At 73.7% G+C, this 17891-nt stretch carries 19 protein-coding genes; 8 read left to right on the forward strand and 11 right to left on the reverse strand.

All coding sequences use genetic code 11. The features are described 5' to 3' along the window. Positions 1-130 precede the first annotated feature (130 nt). Positions 131-1558 (reverse strand): coiled-coil domain-containing protein, encoded by a 1428-nt coding sequence (locus ACRYCC_RS39940; protein WP_433819292.1) that lies wholly within the window; start codon positions 1556-1558, stop codon positions 131-133. Positions 1559-1725: 167 nt separating this feature from the next. On the opposite strand from ACRYCC_RS39940, the gene pip reads away from it, so the two are divergent. Continuing rightward, positions 1726-2697, forward strand: a complete 972-nt coding sequence (pip, locus tag ACRYCC_RS39945; RefSeq protein WP_433819293.1) for a prolyl aminopeptidase — start codon at positions 1726-1728, stop codon at positions 2695-2697. Between the two features lie 14 nt (positions 2698-2711). Here pip and ACRYCC_RS39950 read toward each other — a convergent pair whose 3' ends face one another. The 4 genes from ACRYCC_RS39950 to ACRYCC_RS39965 all read right to left on the reverse strand — a co-directional run bounded on the left by ACRYCC_RS39950 (position 2712) and on the right by ACRYCC_RS39965 (position 8107). Continuing rightward, a complete protein-coding gene (locus tag ACRYCC_RS39950) occupies positions 2712-4556 on the reverse strand; it encodes a GMC family oxidoreductase N-terminal domain-containing protein (protein WP_433819294.1) in 1845 nt (614 codons plus the stop codon). Continuing rightward, positions 4553-6004 carry a tocopherol cyclase family protein gene (locus ACRYCC_RS39955; RefSeq protein ID WP_433819295.1) on the reverse strand — a complete coding sequence of 484 codons (1452 nt, stop codon included), beginning with the start codon at positions 6002-6004 and terminating at the stop codon, positions 4553-4555. The genes ACRYCC_RS39950 and ACRYCC_RS39955 overlap by 4 nt, the downstream gene beginning before the upstream one ends. A 3-nt stretch (positions 6005-6007) precedes the next feature. Next, positions 6008-6709 (reverse strand): FadR/GntR family transcriptional regulator, encoded by a 702-nt coding sequence (locus ACRYCC_RS39960; RefSeq protein WP_433819296.1) that lies wholly within the window; start codon positions 6707-6709, stop codon positions 6008-6010. Positions 6710-6874: 165 nt separating this feature from the next. Beyond that, positions 6875-8107, reverse strand: a complete 1233-nt coding sequence (locus ACRYCC_RS39965; protein ID WP_433819297.1) for a sensor histidine kinase — start codon at positions 8105-8107, stop codon at positions 6875-6877. 276 nt (positions 8108-8383) lie between these two features. On the opposite strand from ACRYCC_RS39965, the gene ACRYCC_RS39970 reads away from it, so the two are divergent. The 3 genes from ACRYCC_RS39970 to ACRYCC_RS39980 all read left to right on the forward strand — a co-directional run bounded on the left by ACRYCC_RS39970 (position 8384) and on the right by ACRYCC_RS39980 (position 11218). Beyond that, positions 8384-9592: a thiolase family protein gene (locus ACRYCC_RS39970; protein WP_433819298.1), complete on the forward strand. Its 1209-nt coding sequence runs from the start codon at positions 8384-8386 to the stop codon at positions 9590-9592. Position 9593: 1 nt separating this feature from the next. Further along, positions 9594-9998 carry a Zn-ribbon domain-containing OB-fold protein gene (locus tag ACRYCC_RS39975; RefSeq protein ID WP_433819299.1) on the forward strand — a complete coding sequence of 135 codons (405 nt, stop codon included), beginning with the start codon at positions 9594-9596 and terminating at the stop codon, positions 9996-9998. 68 nt (positions 9999-10066) lie between these two features. Beyond that, on the forward strand, positions 10067-11218 hold the full coding sequence (locus ACRYCC_RS39980) for an NAD(P)H-dependent flavin oxidoreductase (protein ID WP_433819300.1): 1152 nt from the start codon (positions 10067-10069) through the stop codon (positions 11216-11218). A 32-nt stretch (positions 11219-11250) separates the two neighbouring features. Here the strand turns inward: ACRYCC_RS39980 and ACRYCC_RS39985 are convergent, their stop codons facing one another. Then, positions 11251-12288, reverse strand: a complete 1038-nt coding sequence (locus ACRYCC_RS39985) for an SGNH/GDSL hydrolase family protein (RefSeq protein WP_433819301.1) — start codon at positions 12286-12288, stop codon at positions 11251-11253. Between the two features lie 160 nt (positions 12289-12448). Here ACRYCC_RS39985 and ACRYCC_RS39990 point away from each other — a divergent pair, with 160 nt between their 5' ends. After that, on the forward strand, positions 12449-13057 hold the full coding sequence (locus ACRYCC_RS39990) for a DUF4126 domain-containing protein (protein ID WP_433819302.1): 609 nt from the start codon (positions 12449-12451) through the stop codon (positions 13055-13057). A 60-nt stretch (positions 13058-13117) separates the two neighbouring features. Here ACRYCC_RS39990 and ACRYCC_RS39995 read toward each other — a convergent pair whose 3' ends face one another. Further along, positions 13118-13411 carry a hypothetical protein gene (locus ACRYCC_RS39995; protein WP_433819303.1) on the reverse strand — a complete coding sequence of 98 codons (294 nt, stop codon included), beginning with the start codon at positions 13409-13411 and terminating at the stop codon, positions 13118-13120. Between the two features lie 270 nt (positions 13412-13681). Here ACRYCC_RS39995 and ACRYCC_RS40000 point away from each other — a divergent pair, with 270 nt between their 5' ends. After that, positions 13682-14266 (forward strand): TetR-like C-terminal domain-containing protein, encoded by a 585-nt coding sequence (locus ACRYCC_RS40000; protein ID WP_433819304.1) that lies wholly within the window; start codon positions 13682-13684, stop codon positions 14264-14266. A 65-nt stretch (positions 14267-14331) separates the two neighbouring features. On the opposite strand, the gene ACRYCC_RS40005 is transcribed toward ACRYCC_RS40000, so the two are convergent. The 3 genes from ACRYCC_RS40005 to ACRYCC_RS40015 form a co-directional block, all read right to left on the reverse strand. After that, positions 14332-14853, reverse strand: coding sequence for a hypothetical protein (locus tag ACRYCC_RS40005; protein ID WP_433819305.1), 522 nt, complete (start codon positions 14851-14853; stop codon positions 14332-14334). A gap of 74 nt (positions 14854-14927) precedes the next feature. Next, complete coding sequence (locus tag ACRYCC_RS40010; RefSeq protein WP_433819306.1) at positions 14928-15404, reverse strand: ATP-binding protein; 477 nt, start codon at positions 15402-15404, stop codon at positions 14928-14930. After that, the gene (locus ACRYCC_RS40015) at positions 15401-15658 is read right to left on the reverse strand and encodes a hypothetical protein (RefSeq protein ID WP_433819307.1); all 258 of its coding nucleotides are present in this window, start codon (positions 15656-15658) and stop codon (positions 15401-15403) included. The genes ACRYCC_RS40010 and ACRYCC_RS40015 overlap by 4 nt, the downstream gene beginning before the upstream one ends. A gap of 152 nt (positions 15659-15810) precedes the next feature. Here ACRYCC_RS40015 and ACRYCC_RS40020 point away from each other — a divergent pair, with 152 nt between their 5' ends. Beyond that, positions 15811-16665: a helix-turn-helix domain-containing protein gene (locus tag ACRYCC_RS40020; RefSeq protein ID WP_433819308.1), complete on the forward strand. Its 855-nt coding sequence runs from the start codon at positions 15811-15813 to the stop codon at positions 16663-16665. Continuing rightward, a complete protein-coding gene (locus tag ACRYCC_RS40025) occupies positions 16662-16856 on the forward strand; it encodes a DUF397 domain-containing protein (RefSeq protein WP_433819309.1) in 195 nt (64 codons plus the stop codon). Before ACRYCC_RS40020 ends, ACRYCC_RS40025 begins: the two co-directional genes overlap by 4 nt. Here the strand turns inward: ACRYCC_RS40025 and ACRYCC_RS40030 are convergent. Then, a complete protein-coding gene (locus ACRYCC_RS40030; RefSeq protein ID WP_433819310.1) occupies positions 16853-17869 on the reverse strand; it encodes an ankyrin repeat domain-containing protein in 1017 nt (338 codons plus the stop codon). The genes ACRYCC_RS40025 and ACRYCC_RS40030 overlap by 4 nt on opposite strands. Positions 17870-17891: the final 22 nt, after the last annotated feature.

Here is a 17891-nt window from a genome sequence, read left to right on the forward strand (position 1 = left end):
GACACTCCCGTGGTCGCTCTATCGGCGGATGTGAACCGCCCTGTCCACGGGCCACCAGAATAACAGTCGAACGGGGGTGAGCTGCGCATGGAGTCGGGCCAGGCGAGGGAACCGGTGGCGGTGCGGTGGTTCAGCCGGAGAATCCGTTGTGCGGATCCCGGCTGCCGCCCAGAGCCGAAAGCTGGGCGACGTCGGCCAGCGGCTGGGCCCCCGGCATGATCGTCCTCAGCTGGCGGGTGAGCTCGTCGATGAGGTTGCGGGCCTGGTCCGCGGCCGTCCGCGCCGCGTCCCGCTCGGCCGACAGCGAGGCCAGGGTGTCGCGCTGCTCGGTGACGGCGGCGGCGAGCTGGTCGACCCACTGGTCGCGCTCGCGCAGCGTCTCGACGGCGGTGTCCCGCTCGGCCGCCATCTGGCGCATCGCGGCCATGGCCCCGTCGCGCTCCTTCGCCGCCGTCTCGGCCTTGCCCATGGCGAGCGTGCGCTCGGACTCCGCCCGCGCCTGAGCCGACTCGGCCCGCAGCTGGCCCTGGAGGGCCACCTCGCGTCCCGCCTCGGCCTGCTTGGCGGCCTCCAGCGCCTCCTGGCGCTCGGCGTCGAGCTCCTGGGAACGGCGGCGCGCCGCCTCGGCGTCCTTGGCCGCGCCGGCCGCGGTGTGCGTGAGGTTCTGGATCGACATCTCGGTGTCGGCGAGCTTGGCCCGCATCGCCGACAGCTCCGACTGGGTGGTCTCCAGCATCCGGGACAGGTCGGCGGACTGCTCGGCCAGCCGGTCGCGTTCGGCCTCCGCGGTGCGGCGCGCCGCCGTGGCCTCCTCGGCGGACCGGCGGGCCTCCTCGAGCGCGTCGCGCATCGACTCCCGCTGGGACATCATCTGGCGGGCCGTGGCCTCGTTCTCGGTCGCCTTGCGCTCGGCCTGCTCGGCCTGCGCCCGGGCGCGCTGCGCCTCGCCCCACGCCGACGCCGCGTCCCGCTGGGCGCTCTCGCGCTCCTGCTGGGCGGAGGCTTGGGCGGCCGCGATCTGGCCGGCGGCCTCGTTCTGCGCCTCGGTCGCCTTGCGCTCGGCCTGCTCGGCCTGGACCCGGGCGCGCTGCGCCTCGTTCCAGGCGGCCGCGGCGTCCCGCTGGGCGCTCTCGCGTTCCTTCTGTGCCGCGGCGATCTGGGCGGCGGCCTCGTTCTGCGCCTCGGTCGCCTTGCGCTCGGCCTGCTCGGCCTGCGCCCGGGCGCGCTGCGCCTCGCCCCACGCGGACGCCGCGTCACGCTGCGCGGACTCCTTGTCGCTCTGCGCGGTCGCCACCAGGGACGCGGCCTCGCTCTGCGCCTCCGCGACCCTGCGCTCACCGGCGGCGAGGGCGTCGCCCAGCAGGTCGGCCATGTCCTTCAGCCGCTCGACGATGTCCCACGACTGCCCCACCTTGTCGGGCAGGGAAGCCTTGTCCGGCACGCCGGGCAGGCCCGCCGTCTGAGGGACCGCTGGTAGACCGCCTGCCTTCTGGGGGAGCCAGGGCGAGGCGTGCTGGGGCAGGCCGCGCGAACCGCCCGATCCATTCAGATCGTTCACAAGGAAGACTCTAATGCCGTGTCAAGAAACGTTTGCCCTGTTAGCCAGGGTTGGGCCCCCGATTTCGCCGGGCGGAGGGGCCTTCCGGCCGCTGTGGCAGGTGAGGCGCGTGGCGAGCGGGAGGTGTCCGCCACCAGCGCAACCCGAGGATGGGAGAATTGCGGATCATGGAGCTTCGCACGCTGTACCCGCCGATCGAACCGTACGACTCCGGACGTCTCGACGTCGGCGCAGGAAACCAGATTTATTGGGAGGTATGCGGCAATCCGGACGGTAAGCCCGCCGTCATGCTGCACGGCGGGCCCGGCGGGGGGTGCACGGAGGAGCACCGCCGGCAGTTCGACCCGCAGGCGTACCGGATCGTGCTGTTCGACCAGCGCAACTGCGGGCGGAGCACGCCGCACGCCAGCGATCCGGAGGTGTCGCTGGAGTCGAACACGACCTGGAACCTCGTGGCCGACATGGAGCGGCTGCGCGAGCACCTGGGCATCGAGCGCTGGCTGGTGTTCGGCGGCTCCTGGGGCAGCGCGCTGTCGCTGGCCTACGCGCAGACCCACCCGGACCGGGTGACCGAGCTGGTGGTGCGCGGGATCTTCACGCTGCGCCCCTTCGAGCTGTACTGGTTCTACCAGGAGGGCGCGTCCCTGATCTTCCCCGACCTCTGGGAGGAGTACGTGGCGCCGATCCCGGAGGACGAGCGCGAGGACCTGATCGCGGCCTACCACTCCCGGCTCAACTCGCCGGACCGCGAGGTACGGGTCGAGGCTGCCCGGGCGTGGGCCCGCTGGGAGGGCGGGGCGATCACCCTGCTGCCCAACAAGGAGCTCGTCGACCACTTCGGTGAGGCCGACTACGCGGTCGCCTTCGCCCGGATCGAGAGCCACTACTTCGTGAACGAGGGCTTCTTCTCCGAGGACCAGCTCCTGCGCGACATGGACAAGATCCGTCACATCCCGGGCGTCATCGTGCAGGGCCGCTACGACGTCTGCACGCCGCCCGCCACCGCGTGGGACCTGCACCGGGAGTGGCCCGAGGCGGACTTCCACCTGGTGCCCGACGCGGGGCACGCCTTCGACGAGCCCGGCATCCTGCACCGGCTCATCGAGGCCACCGACCGCTTCGCCAAGACCGGCCCCTGACCCCGGGGTAGGGCTCAGGGGCGGGAGACGCGGTGTGCGGCGGCCTCGGCGACGGCGAGCGCCATCGCCATGATGCTGAGCTGCGGGTTGACCTCGGGGCAGGTGGGCAGCACCGACGCGTCGGCGATGTGGACCCCGTCCACGCCGCGCAGCCGGCCGTCGGGAGCGGCCGGGGCCCGCTGCGGATCGCGGCCGAGCCGTGCCGTGCCGGTCGGGTGGAAGGCCGCCAGATGCAGCTCGCCCGCGGGCAGGCCCGCCACGAGATCGGCCAGCTCAGCGGGGGTGCGGGCGACCGGGTGGCGGGCCAGCCCGGTCAGCACCTCCCGGGCCCCGGCGGCGAACAGGATCCGGCCCATCGCCACGATGGCCGTGCGCAGCTTGGCGGCGTCGGCGCGGGCGAGGTCGTACCGCAGGACCGGCCGGCGCCGGCCGAGCACCCGTCCCGACGGGGCGTCGGCCACCATGGCCCCGATGACCGCGAGGTGGTCGGCGCCGGCCAGCTCGGCGCGCAGGGCCCGCCCCACGCCGGGCAGCACGAACGAGCTCATGCCGGGCGGGCTGGCGGTGGCCTCGATCAGGATGCCCTGATCGTGCAGTTCCTCGACGCCGACGCTCTGCAGCACTCCCGACCACGACACGACGGGCTCGTCGAACCGGCCGGCCAGGCTGGTCGCCGGGTGCACCGCCATGCCCCGGCCGAGCCCGGGATGGCCGCCCAGGCCGGAGCGGCGCAGCAGCGGCGGGGTCTGCGTGGCGCCGGCGGCGACCAGCACCAGCGGGGCGAGGATCTCCGCCGCCGAGCCGTCCGGCCGCCGGATCCGGACCCCGGTGGCCCGGCCGCGCTCGTGCAGGATGCGCTCCGCCCAGCCGTGGGTGACGATGCGCGCTCCGGCCGCGCACGCCTGCGGGAGGGCGTTGAGGTGGACGCCGTTCTTGGCGTTCTCCGGGCAGCCGGCCACGCACTGGCAGCAGCCGTCGCAGCCGGGGGCGTTGCGGCGCAGCGGCGCGGCCCGCCAGCCGAGCCGCCGGGCGCCCTCCAGGACGAGCAGCCCGTTGCGGCCGATCGCCTCCAGCGGCTGCGGGGCCACCTCGAGGGTGCGCTCGACCTCGTCCAGCAGTTCCCGGAACCGGCCGGCGTCGACGCCTTCGCCGGCCCAGTAGCCGAGCACCCGGTCCGGGGTGCGATAGGAGGTGCCGCAGTTGACCAGGGTCGTGCCGCCCACGCCGCGGGCCGTGGCGACCAGCACCGGGGGCCGCCCGAGCGCCACGGTCGAGCCCGCGTCCCGGTAGAGGTCGAGGAACCGGTCGAGCGGCGGCCGGGAGCGGAACTCGGCGACGGTGAAGCGGCGGCCCTCCTCCAGGACGACGACCGAGAGACCGGCGCGGGCGAGGGTCCGCGCCGCCATCGCCCCGCCGGCCCCCGAACCGATCACCACGGCGTCCGCGGTCGTGCAGGCGGGCCACTCGGCGGCGGGCACGCAGTCCAGCTCGGCGTCCGGGCGGGTCCCGGTGCCGCCCGGGGCGAGCCGGCCGCGCAGGTGGTCGGCGCCGGCCGCCAGCAGCACCGGCACCTTGAGGGTCTCGACCAGCAGCGCGCCCAGCGGCCGGGCCGCCACCACCGAGCAGACCGCCTCCCGCCCGGCGGGGTCGAGGTCACCGAGATGCCGGCCGGTGAGCAGCCGGGACATCGTGTCGAGGGTGCCGGCCCCGGCGCGCAGGCCGAGCCTGGCGGCGCCCGGGAGTGCTCGGGCCATGCCGTCGATCTGGTCGGACAGGCGCCGCAGCTCCTCCCGGTCGTCCACGCCGAGCAGGGCGGCGACCATGCCGTCCATGCGGGCCGCCCGGCCGGTGGCGGTCATCGGAACCCGACCTCGGCGTGGGCGGTGCCCGCCAGCCGCCACTCCCGTTCGACCGCCCAGTGCCCGCCGGTCCGGCGCTGCAGGGTGATGACGGCGTCGGAGCGCTCGGAGTTGTGGCACACCGCGGGGGCGCCGTCCGGGTCGGCGTAGTCCACCGAGACCGTCTCCTCCGGACGCTGGGTGACCTCGATGCGGAGGCGCCGGTCACCGATCCGGCCGCGTACCGTCCAGGTGGGCAGCCGCACGTCGGCCCGCATCCGGAGCGCGGCCAGCAGGGGGTCGCCGGAAGGCCACTCGGCCCCGCCGACCCGCAGCCGTACGAAGGGCAGCGGCGGCAGCCGGTCCAGCCCCGGCCGCGTCGACACGGCGGCGACCACCTCGCAGACGTCGCCGTCGCCGAGGTCTGCGTGCAGCCACGCCCACCGCCGGGCGTTGCCGTGGCCGTAGATGCGCGCGCTCCCGCCGGGCGCGCCGGCCAGTTCCAGCACCCGGTCGCCGAAGCGCACGGTGCCGTCGAAGCGGGCCGCGGGGGCGTTCACGATCTGGGCGGCCGGGAGCAGCTCCCGCTCCCACGCCCAGCGCGGGAAGGTGTAGAGGGTCGGGCCACCGCCGGTCCGGCGCAGGTCCCAGGTGAGGCCGCCGGCGGCACCGGTGAGCCGGTCGCCGGTCACCTCCACGTCCCCGGCGGCGAAGCCCGGCCCCGGCCGCCGGTCGTCCGGCCCGAACCGGCCGAAGACCGGGGGCCCGCCCGGGGGGAACACCGCCGCCCAGCCGAGCGCCCTGGCGGGGCCGCCACCGGCCGGGGCGACCAGCTCGTGGTGCAGCCACACCCCGGTGCCGGTCGCCGGGTCGGTGATCGTGGTGTACCAGACCTCCAGCCGGCCGGCCTGGCCCCGCCAGCGCGACCGCAGGTGCGGGAGCTCCCCCCGCCCGCCGGAGGGATCGGAGAACTCCCCGGAGGAGCCGGACGGCTCCCTGGCGGGGGCGGGCGGCTCCCCGGAGGGGGCGGGGAAGCGGAAGCTCGCCAGGAAGCGGGCCAGGTCCCGCCGGACGTGGAAGCGCAGCGTGGCCTCCCCCACCACGGTGCCGTCCGCGTCGGTGACCGTCGCGGGCAGCAGGGTCATGGAGCGCACCGGGCGGCGGTAACTGACCGACTTCCACCCGTCCAGGTGCAGCCGCCGCCCGTCCGCGGCGCCGAAGTCCAGCCGGTACCGGATCTGCCTGCCCGCGATCGGCGCGACCCGCAGGAGACCGGTCCCCTCCGGGTCGTCGGCGAAGCCCGGCACCCGCACCCGGCCGGTCAGCGGGCCCTCGGTGTCGCCCCGGGGGGTCAGCACCCTGGGCAGGTCGGCCGCCAGCTCCAGCCGCATCGGCCGTTCCAGGCTCTCCCCGGCCAGCCGGATCGTGCCCTCCATGACCTCACGGAAGATCGTGTGACGGGGGGCCACGGCCTACCTCTTCTCCGGAGCGGGGGCGAGCATGAGCTGTTCGGTCCTGCGCAGGTACGCCTGCGCCGCCGCGCGGGCGCCGTCGGCGTTGCCCGCGCAGATGGCGGTGATGACCGGGGTGATCCAGGCCGCGGTGGCGGCGGGATCCTCGAAGGCCCGCTGGAAGGCCTCCCGCACCTCCATGTAGGCGCTGAGCAGGGTGTTGACCAGCATCGCGTACACCCGGTTGCCGGTGGCGGCGGCCACCACCCGGTGGATCTCGCACTCGGTCAGCTGCGCCGTGGAGGGGGTCGGGGCGGTGCGCAGTTCCTCCAGCAGGGTCCACAGCCGTTCGTGGTCCTCGGGGCCGGCGTTCCCGGCGGCCTGGGCGGCGACCAGCGCGCCGACCTCGCGCCGGGCGTCGAAGATCTCGGCCATCCACTGCGGGCCGAGGGTGGAGACGAGCATGGGGAGCAGTTCGGCGCCGCCGAAGCGCTCGTAGTCCAGCACCCGGGTGCCCACGCCGTGCCTGGTCTCCAGCAGGCCGGCCTGCACCAGCCGGACCATCGCGTGCTTGAGGGAGGTGCGGGTGATGCCGTAGCTGACGGCGAGCTCGCGCTCGGCGGGCAGGTACGACCCGGGCGGGTAGACGCCGCCGAGGATGTCGTCGCGGAGGCGCCCGACGAGGGCGTCGACGACGGTGTCGTGGGTGATCGGGGTGATCATGTCGCACCTTCACGGTCCGCGGGCAAGTGGTCCAGTGGATCAGCCACTGGTCCAGGCGCACACCGTGGCACGCGGTCCCCTCGTACGTCAACCCTGCCGGCGAGCGCCCGTCGCCCAGCCCGTGCCGCCGTCCGGGCCGTGGCGGGGGCCCGGCCTGGGCGCGGCTCAGGAACCGTGGTCGGCCGGGGACTCCACGGCGGCGGGCGCGACGATCTCGGCGGTGACCGGCACCGGGATGCGGGCCTGCACGCGGAAGCCGCCCTCGGGGCGGTGACCGGACTGCAGCCGGCCGCCGCACAGCGCCACCCGCTCGGCCATGCCGCCCAGCCCGTAGCCGCCGCCCGGCTGCGCGGCGGTGGACGCGGCGGCCCCGCTCCCGCCGTCGTCCAGCACCTCCACCGCGACCGCGGCCCGCTCGTAGCGGATCCACACCCAGGCCTGCGCCCCGGCCGCGTGCTTGCGGGTGTTGGTCAGCGCCTCCTGGACGATGCGGTACACCGCGAGGTCCACCGAGGCGGGGAGTTCCCGGACGGTGCCGGCGACCTCGAGGTGGACGCGCAGCCCGGTCGCCCGCACGGCGGCCACCAGGGCGGGCACCTCGGCGGCGCGGGCGCCGAGCGCGGGCTCGGGGTCGTCGGTGCCCTCGGCGCGCAGCACCGCGAGCAGCTGGCGCATCTCGGCCAGCGCCTCCCGGGCGGTGCGCTCCGTGGTGAGCAGGGCCTCGGCCGCCTTCGCCGGGTCGATCGCCATCGTCGTGCGGGCGGCGCCGACGAGCACGCTCATCACGCTGATGTGGTGGGCCACCACGTCGTGCAGCTCGCGGGCGATCCGCTGGCGTTCGATCCGCACCGCGGTCTCGGCCTGCTCGACCCCGCGGCGCACCGCCATCTCCCGGCGGACCCGCATGTACTGGCCGAGCGCGATGGTCAGCGCAAAGATGATCAAGCCACTGAAGACGTTCTTCGCGGGCCAGAACAGCAGGGAGAGGCTGAAGGCGGTGGCGGCCGCGGCGCCGGCGATCCAGCCGACCGCCACCGGCCGGTACCTGCCGCAGCTGTACATCGCGATCAGCGCGGGGCCGCTCTGCAGATCGGCGGCGCTCGGCAGCAGCGCGTGGGTCGCGATGTCGAGGAGCACCACGACGGCGAGCACGGCCACCGGGTGCCGCCGGCGCGGCAGCAGGGCGGCGCCGCGGACCAGGACCAGCACGCCCACGAGGACGACCCGGGCCGAGATGCCGTCATCGGTCTTCTGGACCAGGGCCCCCAGGTCCACCGTGACGACGAAGAGCGCGAGGAGGCCGTCGAAGACCCGGGAGCGCACCGAGGGCGTCAGCCACCGCCAGGGTGCCCGTGCGCGCATCGTCCGGGCATAGCCCACCACTCGTCCCGTTGTCACGCTCCGACCCTAGACATGCGCCGACCCTTGCACGTCGCACCATGGTACGAGCCCGACATAGCACCTGGGGACGACACGGCTCCTCCACCCGGGGCAGGACGAGGGCAGGCCGGAGGGTGGAGCGGACGGCGATCCGCCGGCGGGCGGCTGTGAGCAGGCCACCGGCTGACGGTCTCGCCGGGCCCGGTCCCCACCCCCCGTGGCCGTACCGAATGTGATTCGGTACGGTGGCCCGGGGGAACGTAGCCGAGGTGGAGGGACGCACGGCGGTGGCGCATGAGTGAGCGGAGCGGCGGAGCGGCGATCGCCGGGCTCGGCATGACCGAGCTCGGCAAGGTGTACGGTCCCAGCCCGCGCCGGTTCGCCGCCGACGCGGTCCGCCGGGCCGTGGCCGACGCGGGCCTCGGGCTCGGCGACCTCGACGGCCTGCTGGTCAGCCACGGCATGGGCGGCTCGCCCGGCATCGAGCTGGCCGAGACCCTCGGGCTGACGGATCTGCGGCTGCTCACCCAGGTGAACGCCTTCGGGGCGACCGCCGGCGCGATGGTGTCGTACGCGGCCATGTCGGTGCTCAGCGGCGCCGCCACCACGGTCGCCTGCGTCTTCGCCGACGCCCCGCTCAAGCCCCGGCAGTCGGCGGGCAGCGCCTACGACTTCTCCGCCCGGTCCGCCCGGGGCGGAGCCGCCCCGGCGGCCCGCGAGTTCTACGGCTACGGCGGGATGACGGCGGCGCTCGGCTTCCGCAGCGTCAACTCCTTCTACGCGCTCGCCGCCCAGCGCCACATGGCGCATTACGGGACCACCAGTGAGCAGCTGGGCGCCATCGCGGTGAGCACGCGGCAGTGGGCGGCCATGAACCCGCTCGCCCAGCTGCGCGACCCGATCACCCTCGAGGACCACCAGAACTCCCGCTGGGTGGCCGAGCCGCTGCACCTGCTCGACTGCTGCCTGGTCTCCAACGGCGCCATCGCCGTCGTGGTCACCGGCGCCGACCGGGCGCGGGACCTGGCCCGGCCGCCCGTGCACGTCTGGGGCTGGGGCCAGGGCCACCCCGGTCACCGCAAGGAGCGCGGCAGCGGGTTCGGGCTGACCACCGGAGCCGCGACCTCCGGGCCGATCGCGATGAAGATGGCCGGGATCACCGCGGACGACGTCGACGTGTGCCAGCTCTACGACTGCTACACCTTCACGGTCCTGGTGTCGCTGGAGGACTACGGCTTCTGCGGCAAGGGCGAGGGCGGGGCCTTCGCCGCGTCGGGCGCCCTCGGGCCCGGCGGCTCGCTGCCCACCAACACCGGCGGCGGTCAGCTGTCGGCCTACTACATGTGGGGCATGACCCCGCTGTCGGAGGCGGTCGTGCAGGCCCGCGGCGAGGGCGGCGAACGGCAGGTCCCCGCCAACGACGTGGTCCTGGTCAGCGGCAACGGCGGCATCCTCGACCACCACTCCACGCTGATCGTCAGCCCGCACGCCAAGGGAGCCTGAGATGGGCGCTCACCCCGACCTCGGAGTCCTGCGGCGCGACGGCCGTACCGACGCCTTCTTCGACGGCGCGGCGGCCGACCGGCTGATGATCAGGCGGTGCGAGGCCTGCAGCCGGTGGTCCGCTCCCGACACCAGCACCTGCCCCGGCTGCGGCGGCGAGGAGCCCGCCTGGGCCCGGTCGTCCGGCCAGGCCACGCTGGTGACCTGGACGATCACGCACGGCCGGCCCCGCGAGGACGGCACCGTACCGGAACCGGTGGTGCTGGCCCTGGTCGAGCTCGACGAGGGGCCGTGGCTGCACACCCGGCTCGACGGCGCGGGAGACCTCCACGAGGGCATGCCGCTGCGCGCCCGCTTCGGGCACCCGCCGGAGGGCGAGGCCTACCTCTTCTTCGGCCCGGCCTGACCCGCCATCCTTGACAGCATCCCTTGAAGCCCACTCGAAGCACCACCTGAAGCACCCAGGGAGCGGCCATGAAGACCGAGGTCTGCGAGACGTTCGGGATCGAGTTCCCGCTGTTCGCGTTCAGCCACTGCCGCGACGTGGTCGCCGCCGTCACCAACGCCGGCGGCTTCGGCGTGCTCGGCGCCGTGGCGTACACCCCGGAGCGGCTCGAGGAGGAGCTGCGCTGGATCGACGACCACGTCGGCGGGCGGCCGTACGGCGTGGACGTCCTGGTGCCCGGCAAGATCGACTCGTCGGCGGAGCGGGCGGGCCGGGGCGAGGGGGGCATGGACTCCGTGCTCGGCGCCATCCCCGCCGAGCACTGGGCGTTCGTGGCCCACCTGTTCGAGAAGTACGGCGTGCCCGCCCCCGACCTCTCCCGGGCCGACGGCGCCCGCGCCGCCCAGGGCGGTGCCCGCCAGGTCACCAAGGAGGGCGCCACCGAGCTGATCGACGTGTCGCTCTCCCACCCGATCCGGCTCATCGCCAGCGCGCTCGGCGCTCCCCCGCCCGTCATGGTGGAGAAGGCGCGGGCCGCCGGGGTGCCGGTGGCGGCGCTGGTCGGTACGGTCGAGCACGCCCGCCGCCAGGTCGCCGCGGGCGTGGACCTGATCGTCGCCCAGGGCGGCGAGGCGGGCGGGCACACCGGGGAGGTCTCCACGATGGTGCTCGTCCCGGAGGTGGTCGACACCGTCGCCCCGGTCCCGGTGCTGGCCGCCGGCGGCATCGCCACCGGCCGGCAGATGGCCGCCTCGATGGCCCTGGGCGCCTCCGGCGTCTGGTGCGGCTCGGTCTGGCTCACCACCGAGGAGGCGGAGACGCCGCCGGTGGTGAAGGCCAAGATGATCGCGGCCACCTCCCGCGACACGATCCGCTCCCGGTCCCGTACCGGCAAGCCCGCGCGCCAGCTCAGGTCGGCGTGGACCGAGGAGTGGGAGGGGCCCGACAGCCCCGGCGCGCTGCCCATGCCGCTGCAGATGATCGTCGCCGAGGGGGCGCTGCGGCACGTCAACAAGGTCAGCGAGAGCGGCAACGAGGGCGCCCGGCAGCTGGCGAACTACTTCGTCGGCCAGTGCGTCGGCCTGATGAACACCGTCAAGCCCGCCCGCCAGGTCGTCTACGACATGGTCGAGGAGTTCGCCGACGCCCTGGAGCGCCTCAACAAGATCACCTCAACCTGAGCCACCGGCGGTGGGGCGGTGGGGCGGCCGGCTCAGCGGAATTGGAGGAGGGGGCGGGGCGGGCCGGTCTTGATCTGCGCGGTGATCAGCTGCGCGAGGTGGCGGTAGCCCGAGGCGTTGGGGTGGAAGCTGCGCGACTCGGCGACCAGGTTCACCAGGTCGACGCCCAGCCCGTTGACGTACGGCTCGCCGCTGCCGACCTCATGGCCGGCGAACGCGTGGTAGGCGTCCACGAACTCGACGCTGCCCTTGCCCCTGGCCGCGACGATCCGCCGGTCGGCGTCCGCGGCGACCTGCCGGATCAGCTCGTCGAGCACGCGGCCCTGGCCGTTGAGCCACTGCTGGTCGCCGACGGTGAGGTTGTCGAGCGAGCCGCCCGAGACCTCCGAGAACAGCCGCGGGTAGCCCAGGACGAGGACCCGCGCGGCCGGGGCCCGCCGCACCACCGTGTCCAGCACGGTCCTGAGGTCGGCGCGGAGCGCCAGCAGCCGCTCGGTGATCGCCGGCCCCTGCTCGCGGCAGCCCGCCGAGAACGGCAGCCGCACCATGCACCCGGCCAGCACCCGGGAGAAGCCCGCGTCGTTGCCGCCGACGCTGAGGGTGACCAGGCTGGTGTCTCCGCTGAGCCGGTCGGTCTGCGGCGGCTCGCCGCCCTTGCCGTGCAGCACGCTGTACGTCGTCGCGCCCGAGCAGGCCCAGAACGCCGCGCCCCGGGCGAAGCGGAAGGCCTGCACGACGAGATGGAAGTAGGCCTGGGACGTACGGTGGCAGCGGTTGCCGACGGCGCGGTCGGCGGTGACGGCGTAGGCGCCCTCCCCGGAGGAGTAGGAGTCCCCGAGCGCGACGTAGCCGCCCTGGGTCGCGGCCTCCAGCGGGGTGATCGGCCGCGGGGGCGACGGGATCCCGGGCCACGGCCTGGTGAGGCACCCGCGGCCCGTGCAGCGCCGCGGGCCGTCGCCGAGCGAGAAGGGGATCGCCATCACGGCGATCAGGACGAGGGCGGACGTCACCGCCAGTGCCGTGGTGCCGCGCCTGCCCAGACGCTCCCGCACCCTGCGCCATCGCGTCACCCGCCACCCCCTCTGGAGTTGTCCCCACTGGAGGACGTCCGCGGGTGCCGGTCGTGTTCCCGGGCGGCGCCGGTGAGTTTTCTCACTCCGGAGGAGGACAGGGAACCGCCGCGGGGAATGGTCGGTCCAAGCAGCACTCGTCTATTCGGGGGTCCACTCGATGTTCGCGATGGTCACAGGACTGTCATTGGCGGCCGCCGCCGGCCTGAACGCCTATATCCCGGTGCTGGTGGTCGGGTTGCTGGCGATGCTCACCCACACGGTGACGCTGCCGGACGAGTACGGCTGGATGAGCAACGGCTGGGTGCTCGCGATCGTGGCGGTGCTGCTGGCCGCCGAGGTCGTGCTGGACAAGGTCGCCGTGGTCGACCACCTCAACGACGCGATCCAGACGCTGATCCGGCCCGCGGCCGGTGGCGCGGTCTTCGCCGCCACCAGCGCCGCCGGTCAGGTCGACTCCTCGTCCTTCATGCACGACAACCCGTGGATCGGCTGGGTCCTGGGCATCGCCGTGGCCTTCGCCGTCCACCTGACCAAGGCCGGGGTCCGGCCCGCGGTCAACGTGGGCACCGCGGGCACCGGCACCCCGGTGGTGAGCGCGGCCGAGGACGCCGTCTCGCTGACCATGAGCCTGCTGGCGGTGCTCGCGCCCGTGCTGGCCCTGATCGCGCTCGTGGTGTTCGCCCTGGTCACGATCCGGCTGGTGCGGGCCGCGGTGGCGCTGCGCCGCCGCCGGGCACGCCGTGCGGCGGCGGCGCGGCCCGGCTGACCCCTACGCTCGCGCGCGGGGAGCATCGGCGCGCCGGCGGCCCGGGAGGCCGGCCACCGGTCAGGACACCTCCCAGGCGACGTGCACGTCTCCCGCGTCCTCACGCCGTACCGAGATACCGGACGTGTCGGCCGGGTCGGTGAAGGTCACGACCGTCTGGCCCTTGGTGGAGTCGACCGTCACCTGGTCGACCTTCCAGGCACCGCCGCCGTGGTAGACCGCCACCCGCAACGCCGCGGGCGGCAGGCTCTGCAGGCCGTTGTCGGCGATGAAGCCGATGGTCTTGTAGCGGCCCTTCGGCAGCGAGATCGGCGTGATCGCGCCCTGGCCTTCGGCGAGCTGTCCGTACGGCATGTCGTCTCCTCGGGAGGGATCGGAGTATTCGGGTTCACGGATGGATGCGGGCCGGTGACGGGCGCGCCTTTGCCCCGTGACCACGGTCCCCGCCCGTCCCTTTTGCCCCCGGCTCTGCCGGATAACCTTCTCAGGAACGGGCGTATCCGGGCAGGCATTGTCGAAATTGTTGACTGCGGCCATATAGTGCCATCCCATGACAGGGCGCGCCGGGGGGCGCCTCGCTCGGGAAACCCAGCGCTACACCCGTCGACTGGTGAAGGGGATGTCGTGCACGCTCTGGACGGCGGAACGGATCTGCTGATCGGCGACGTCTTCGAGACGGCGCTCGCCCTGCTCTCGGAGCGCTCCTACCGCGAGTTCACCCACCAGGAGGTCGGCGAGCGCGCGGAGGCGGACGTCCGGCTGGTGCAGGAACGCTGGCCGCGCCCCGCCGACCTGATCATGGACGCGCTGCTGGACGCCATCGGCCCGGTGCCCAGCGAGCCCCCGGACGAGGGTTCGCTGCGCGTCGAGCTGGTGTACGTGACGACCTGGATGGCCCGCGAGTTCGCCGCCCACGGCGACCTGCTGGTGCGGATCATGTCCCAGCTGCGCGACAATCCCGAGCTGGACCAGGCCTTCCGGGAGCGGTTCCTGGCCCCCCGCATCGAGTGCGGCCGCAAGGTCCTGGGCCGGGCGATGCTGCGCGGGGACCTGCGCCCCGAGGTCGACCCGCGCATGATGCTGCGGCTGGTGCCCGCCCTGATGACCTACCGGGTGCTGCTGCGCGACCCGATGCCGGACGCCCAGCTGGCCGAGCTGCTGGTCGACACGGTGCTGCTGCCGCTGCTGGTCCGCAACGACTCACGCTGACGCCCGGGGCACGCTGACGCCCGGACCGCGCGCCCGCCTGCGGCGAGACCCTTTCCGCCGGGCGGTCAGGTCTTGTGGAACGTCCGCGAGGCGACCTTCAGGTGCAGCTCCCCCAGCGTCCGCGACTGGGACTGGGCCCGCTCGATCAGCTTGTCGAGCCGCCGCGTCTCCAGCCGCCTCTCGGCTCCGGCGATGTTGCGCAGCACCCGCCACAGCGCCGCCTTGCCCTCCACGCCCAGCATCAGGGACTCCAGTTCGAGCAGGTCGCTCAGCGGCGAGCGGCCCACCAGCCGGCCGTTTGGCTTGATCCGGCCGACCTTCTCCGCGACCCAGCCGAGGTAGACCTTGTAGTGCCGGAGGGGCACGCCGAGCGTTTCCATGATCTGGGTGAGGGCGGCGCGGTCTTCGGCGATCTCGTCCGCCAGCCGCCGAAGCTCGTCCCGCGCATCCGGCATGTGCTGTGATCCGGCCATCCGGCGGGCCAGTTCCATGCCCGCGGTGGCGCCGGTCAGATGATCGTTGAGATAGATGCCCAGCAGCCCGGGGTCCGGGCGTACCTTCCCCTGCGGACTCTTCGTCGTGGTCATGAGGATCTCCGAGTGCGAATCGATTTCGGGTCGATTTTCACTGGTCGAGGTCGATTTTCCCTGGTCAATGACGCCTACCCGCTGGACAGGGACGTATACGCAGGCGATCTTGCGAGCTCGGAACCGCCGGTGCCGGGGACCGCGGGCACCGGCCCGGGGAACCGCATCCACACGGTGGTCCGGTCCCCGTCCGCGCGGAAACCCCACGCGAGGGTGAGCGCGTCGATGATCCGCAACCCCCGCCCGTGCACCGCGGACGGCTCGTCCCGGACGTACGGCCGGGCCCCGCCGGCGCCGTCGTCGGTCACCTCGGTGACGATCATGCCTCCGGCGGCCCGGAAGGTGACGGTCACCGTGCCGCCCCGGCCCGAGGCGGTGTGCAGGACGGCGTTGGTGACGCCCTCGCTGACACAGGTCCGCACGTCGTGCAGCGACGGATGCTCCGGCCCGAGCACGTCCCGCGTGAAGCGCCGGGCGCAGGCGGCCGAGCGCGTGACCCCGGGCAGCGTGATCGAGCCGAGCACCGCCGGTTCCGCCGGTTCCGCCGTCATACGGCGGTCCCCGCCGCGATGTGCCGGGCGGCCACGCCGAGATGCCCGCCGTCCAGTTCCGCGCCCCGCCACAGCAGCCGCCAGTGACCGTCACGCCGGACGACGACGATCGTGTCCTTCCGGCCGTTGCCGGCGGCGACGTACAGCACCGGCTCCGCGCGGCACGGCAGCACCAGCCAGGTGCCGACCGGGATCGCCCGCAGTTCCCACGCCGGCCGGACCAGCAGCCCGTACCGGATCTCACAAGGCGCCATCGCCGTTCCTTCCCCTCGTTGCCGCTCGCCAGCCTCGTCGCGGAAGGCGACCCGGACAACACGTTCCGTCAACGGCCGGAGGACCCGTAATGGGAAATCCACAACCGTCCGCTCCCGGCCCGAATGACTGCGGAGCGTGACACTGTGACCTCATGCGGGAAGAAGTGGTGTCCTCCGTCCGGCTCCGCCACATCGGCAGGAGCCTGCGCGAACTCCGCGAACGGGCCCGGATGACGCTCAAGGCGGCCGAGCGTCACCTCGACAGATCCGCCTCGTCGCTCAGCCGGATCGAGCAGGGCCAGCAGCCGCTCCGCCCCCGTGATCTCAAATACATCCTCGACGTGTACGACGTCGCCCCCGGCCCGCACCGGGCCCTGATGACCCTGGCCGAGCAGGAACGCCAGAACGGCTGGTGGTCGGAGTTCAAGGACGTGATCTCGGCCCCGGATCTCGACTACGCCTCACTGGAGTGGGACGCGGCACGGCTTGATTCCGTGGAGACCCAGTTCATTCCCGGGTTACTCCAGACCGAGGAATACGCGCACGCCATCATGCGATCGAGCCTGAGCGGGAGCCTGCTCGGCAGGACGGATGATCTGCTCGCGTTTCGCATGGCCCGGCAGCGCATCTTGCGGAGAGCCGACCCGCCTCGGTTCCACACGGTGATCGACGAGGCCGCGCTGCGGCGGCCCAGAGGCGGTCCCGAGACGATGCGCGCCCAGTTGCACCGACTGCTCGACGTCTTCGACCAGGACCACATCACCGTGCAGGTGCTTCCGTTCTCCTGCGCAGCCGATCCCGGCATCAGTGAGACGTTTTCAATGCTGGCGCTCGGCTTGCCGCCCATCCTTCGGGTGGTGCTGATCAATACCCTGACAGGACGACGAACCCTGGACCTCGATGCGAATCTGATCCGATACCGAGAAGCGTTCGACCGAGTGAGAGCCGTGGCATTGCCGAAGCAAGAATCCCGGGTCCTGATCCACCGCATATTCTCAGAGCCATGAGAGAGCCGGGCATATTCACATCCCCTTGGCGGAAAAGCAGTTACAGCGACAGCGGCCAAGGCACCTGCGTCGAGGTGGCCCGGGCCGATCGGCTGGTGGCCGTACGCGACTCGAAAGACCCCGGTGGTCCCGTGCTCGCCTTCGGCTCCGCCGCGTGGCGGGCCCTCATGACGGAGATCAAAGCGGGCTAGGGCGGCGTGACGGGCCGGAGGAGGGCTTCGACCTGACGGTGCCCGGGGCCATCGCCGAGCCGGCACCACTCCAGCGCGGTAAGGTGGTGCCGGGTGTCGCGGATGCCGGGGTCGGCGCCGAGGTCGAGGAGACGCCGGACACTGGCGGCCCTGCCGTTCTGCGCGGCCAGGCGCAGGGCTTGGCGTCCGTGCTCGGTGTCGTCGGCGTCGATGGGGGTTCCGGCGTCGACGAGCTGGCCGATGACGTCCAGGCGCTGGTGGTCGGCCGCCATGGTCAGCGCCCGGATCCGGGCCTGCGGCGGGGTGCCGGGGGTGAGCCAGGCGGTCACGTCGCCTGCCGCCGCCGCCTCCTCGATGCCGCGGATCCCGGCGCCCGCGGCGACGAGGACATCGACGACGCCGGTCATGCCGAACACCGCCGCATGGAGCAGGGCGGTGCCGCCGGGGACGCCGCCCGCCTCGGGACTCGCGGTGGCTTCGAGATCGGCCCCGTTGGCGATGAGCACGGCGGCGACTTCGGCGTCTCCGTAGCTGGCCGCGGTCATGAGCGGGGTCTCGGGATCATGCGGGCCGCCGTTCACGGCCGCCCCGGCGTCGATCAGCGCTTGAGCCATGGCGCCGGTCCCGGGCAGGTCTCCGGTCAGGCCGAGGCGGCGGGCGTCGAATCGCAGCATGGCCATGTAGCCGAGCGGGGAGGCGCCCTGGAGGTGGTCGCACCAGTGCCGCATCTCGCTGGTGGCCTGGTCCGGCCGCTCGGCCAGCAGGGCGGCCAGGCGGCCGAGGTCGCGGCTGTTGAGGATGTCGCGGCGCTCGACCTCGGTCTTCAGCCTGGCCCAGCTCGCGAAGCCGTGCTCACGGGCGATGGCCGACTGCGCGGCCGCCAGGATGAGACGGCTCGACACCGCGTGGATCCGGGCGGCCGCCTCGGCGTCGCCGTTCCTGGCGGCCCGGAGCAGGTCTTTGGCCTGGCGGCGTAGCCAGCCGAGATCGGGCCGCTGCGGAAGGGGTGGCATGACGTCTCCTCGCTGGGCCCGC

The sequence above is a fragment of the Actinomadura scrupuli genome (assembly GCF_050971785.1).
Taxonomy (GTDB): domain Bacteria; phylum Actinomycetota; class Actinomycetes; order Streptosporangiales; family Streptosporangiaceae; genus Actinomadura_E; species Actinomadura_E scrupuli.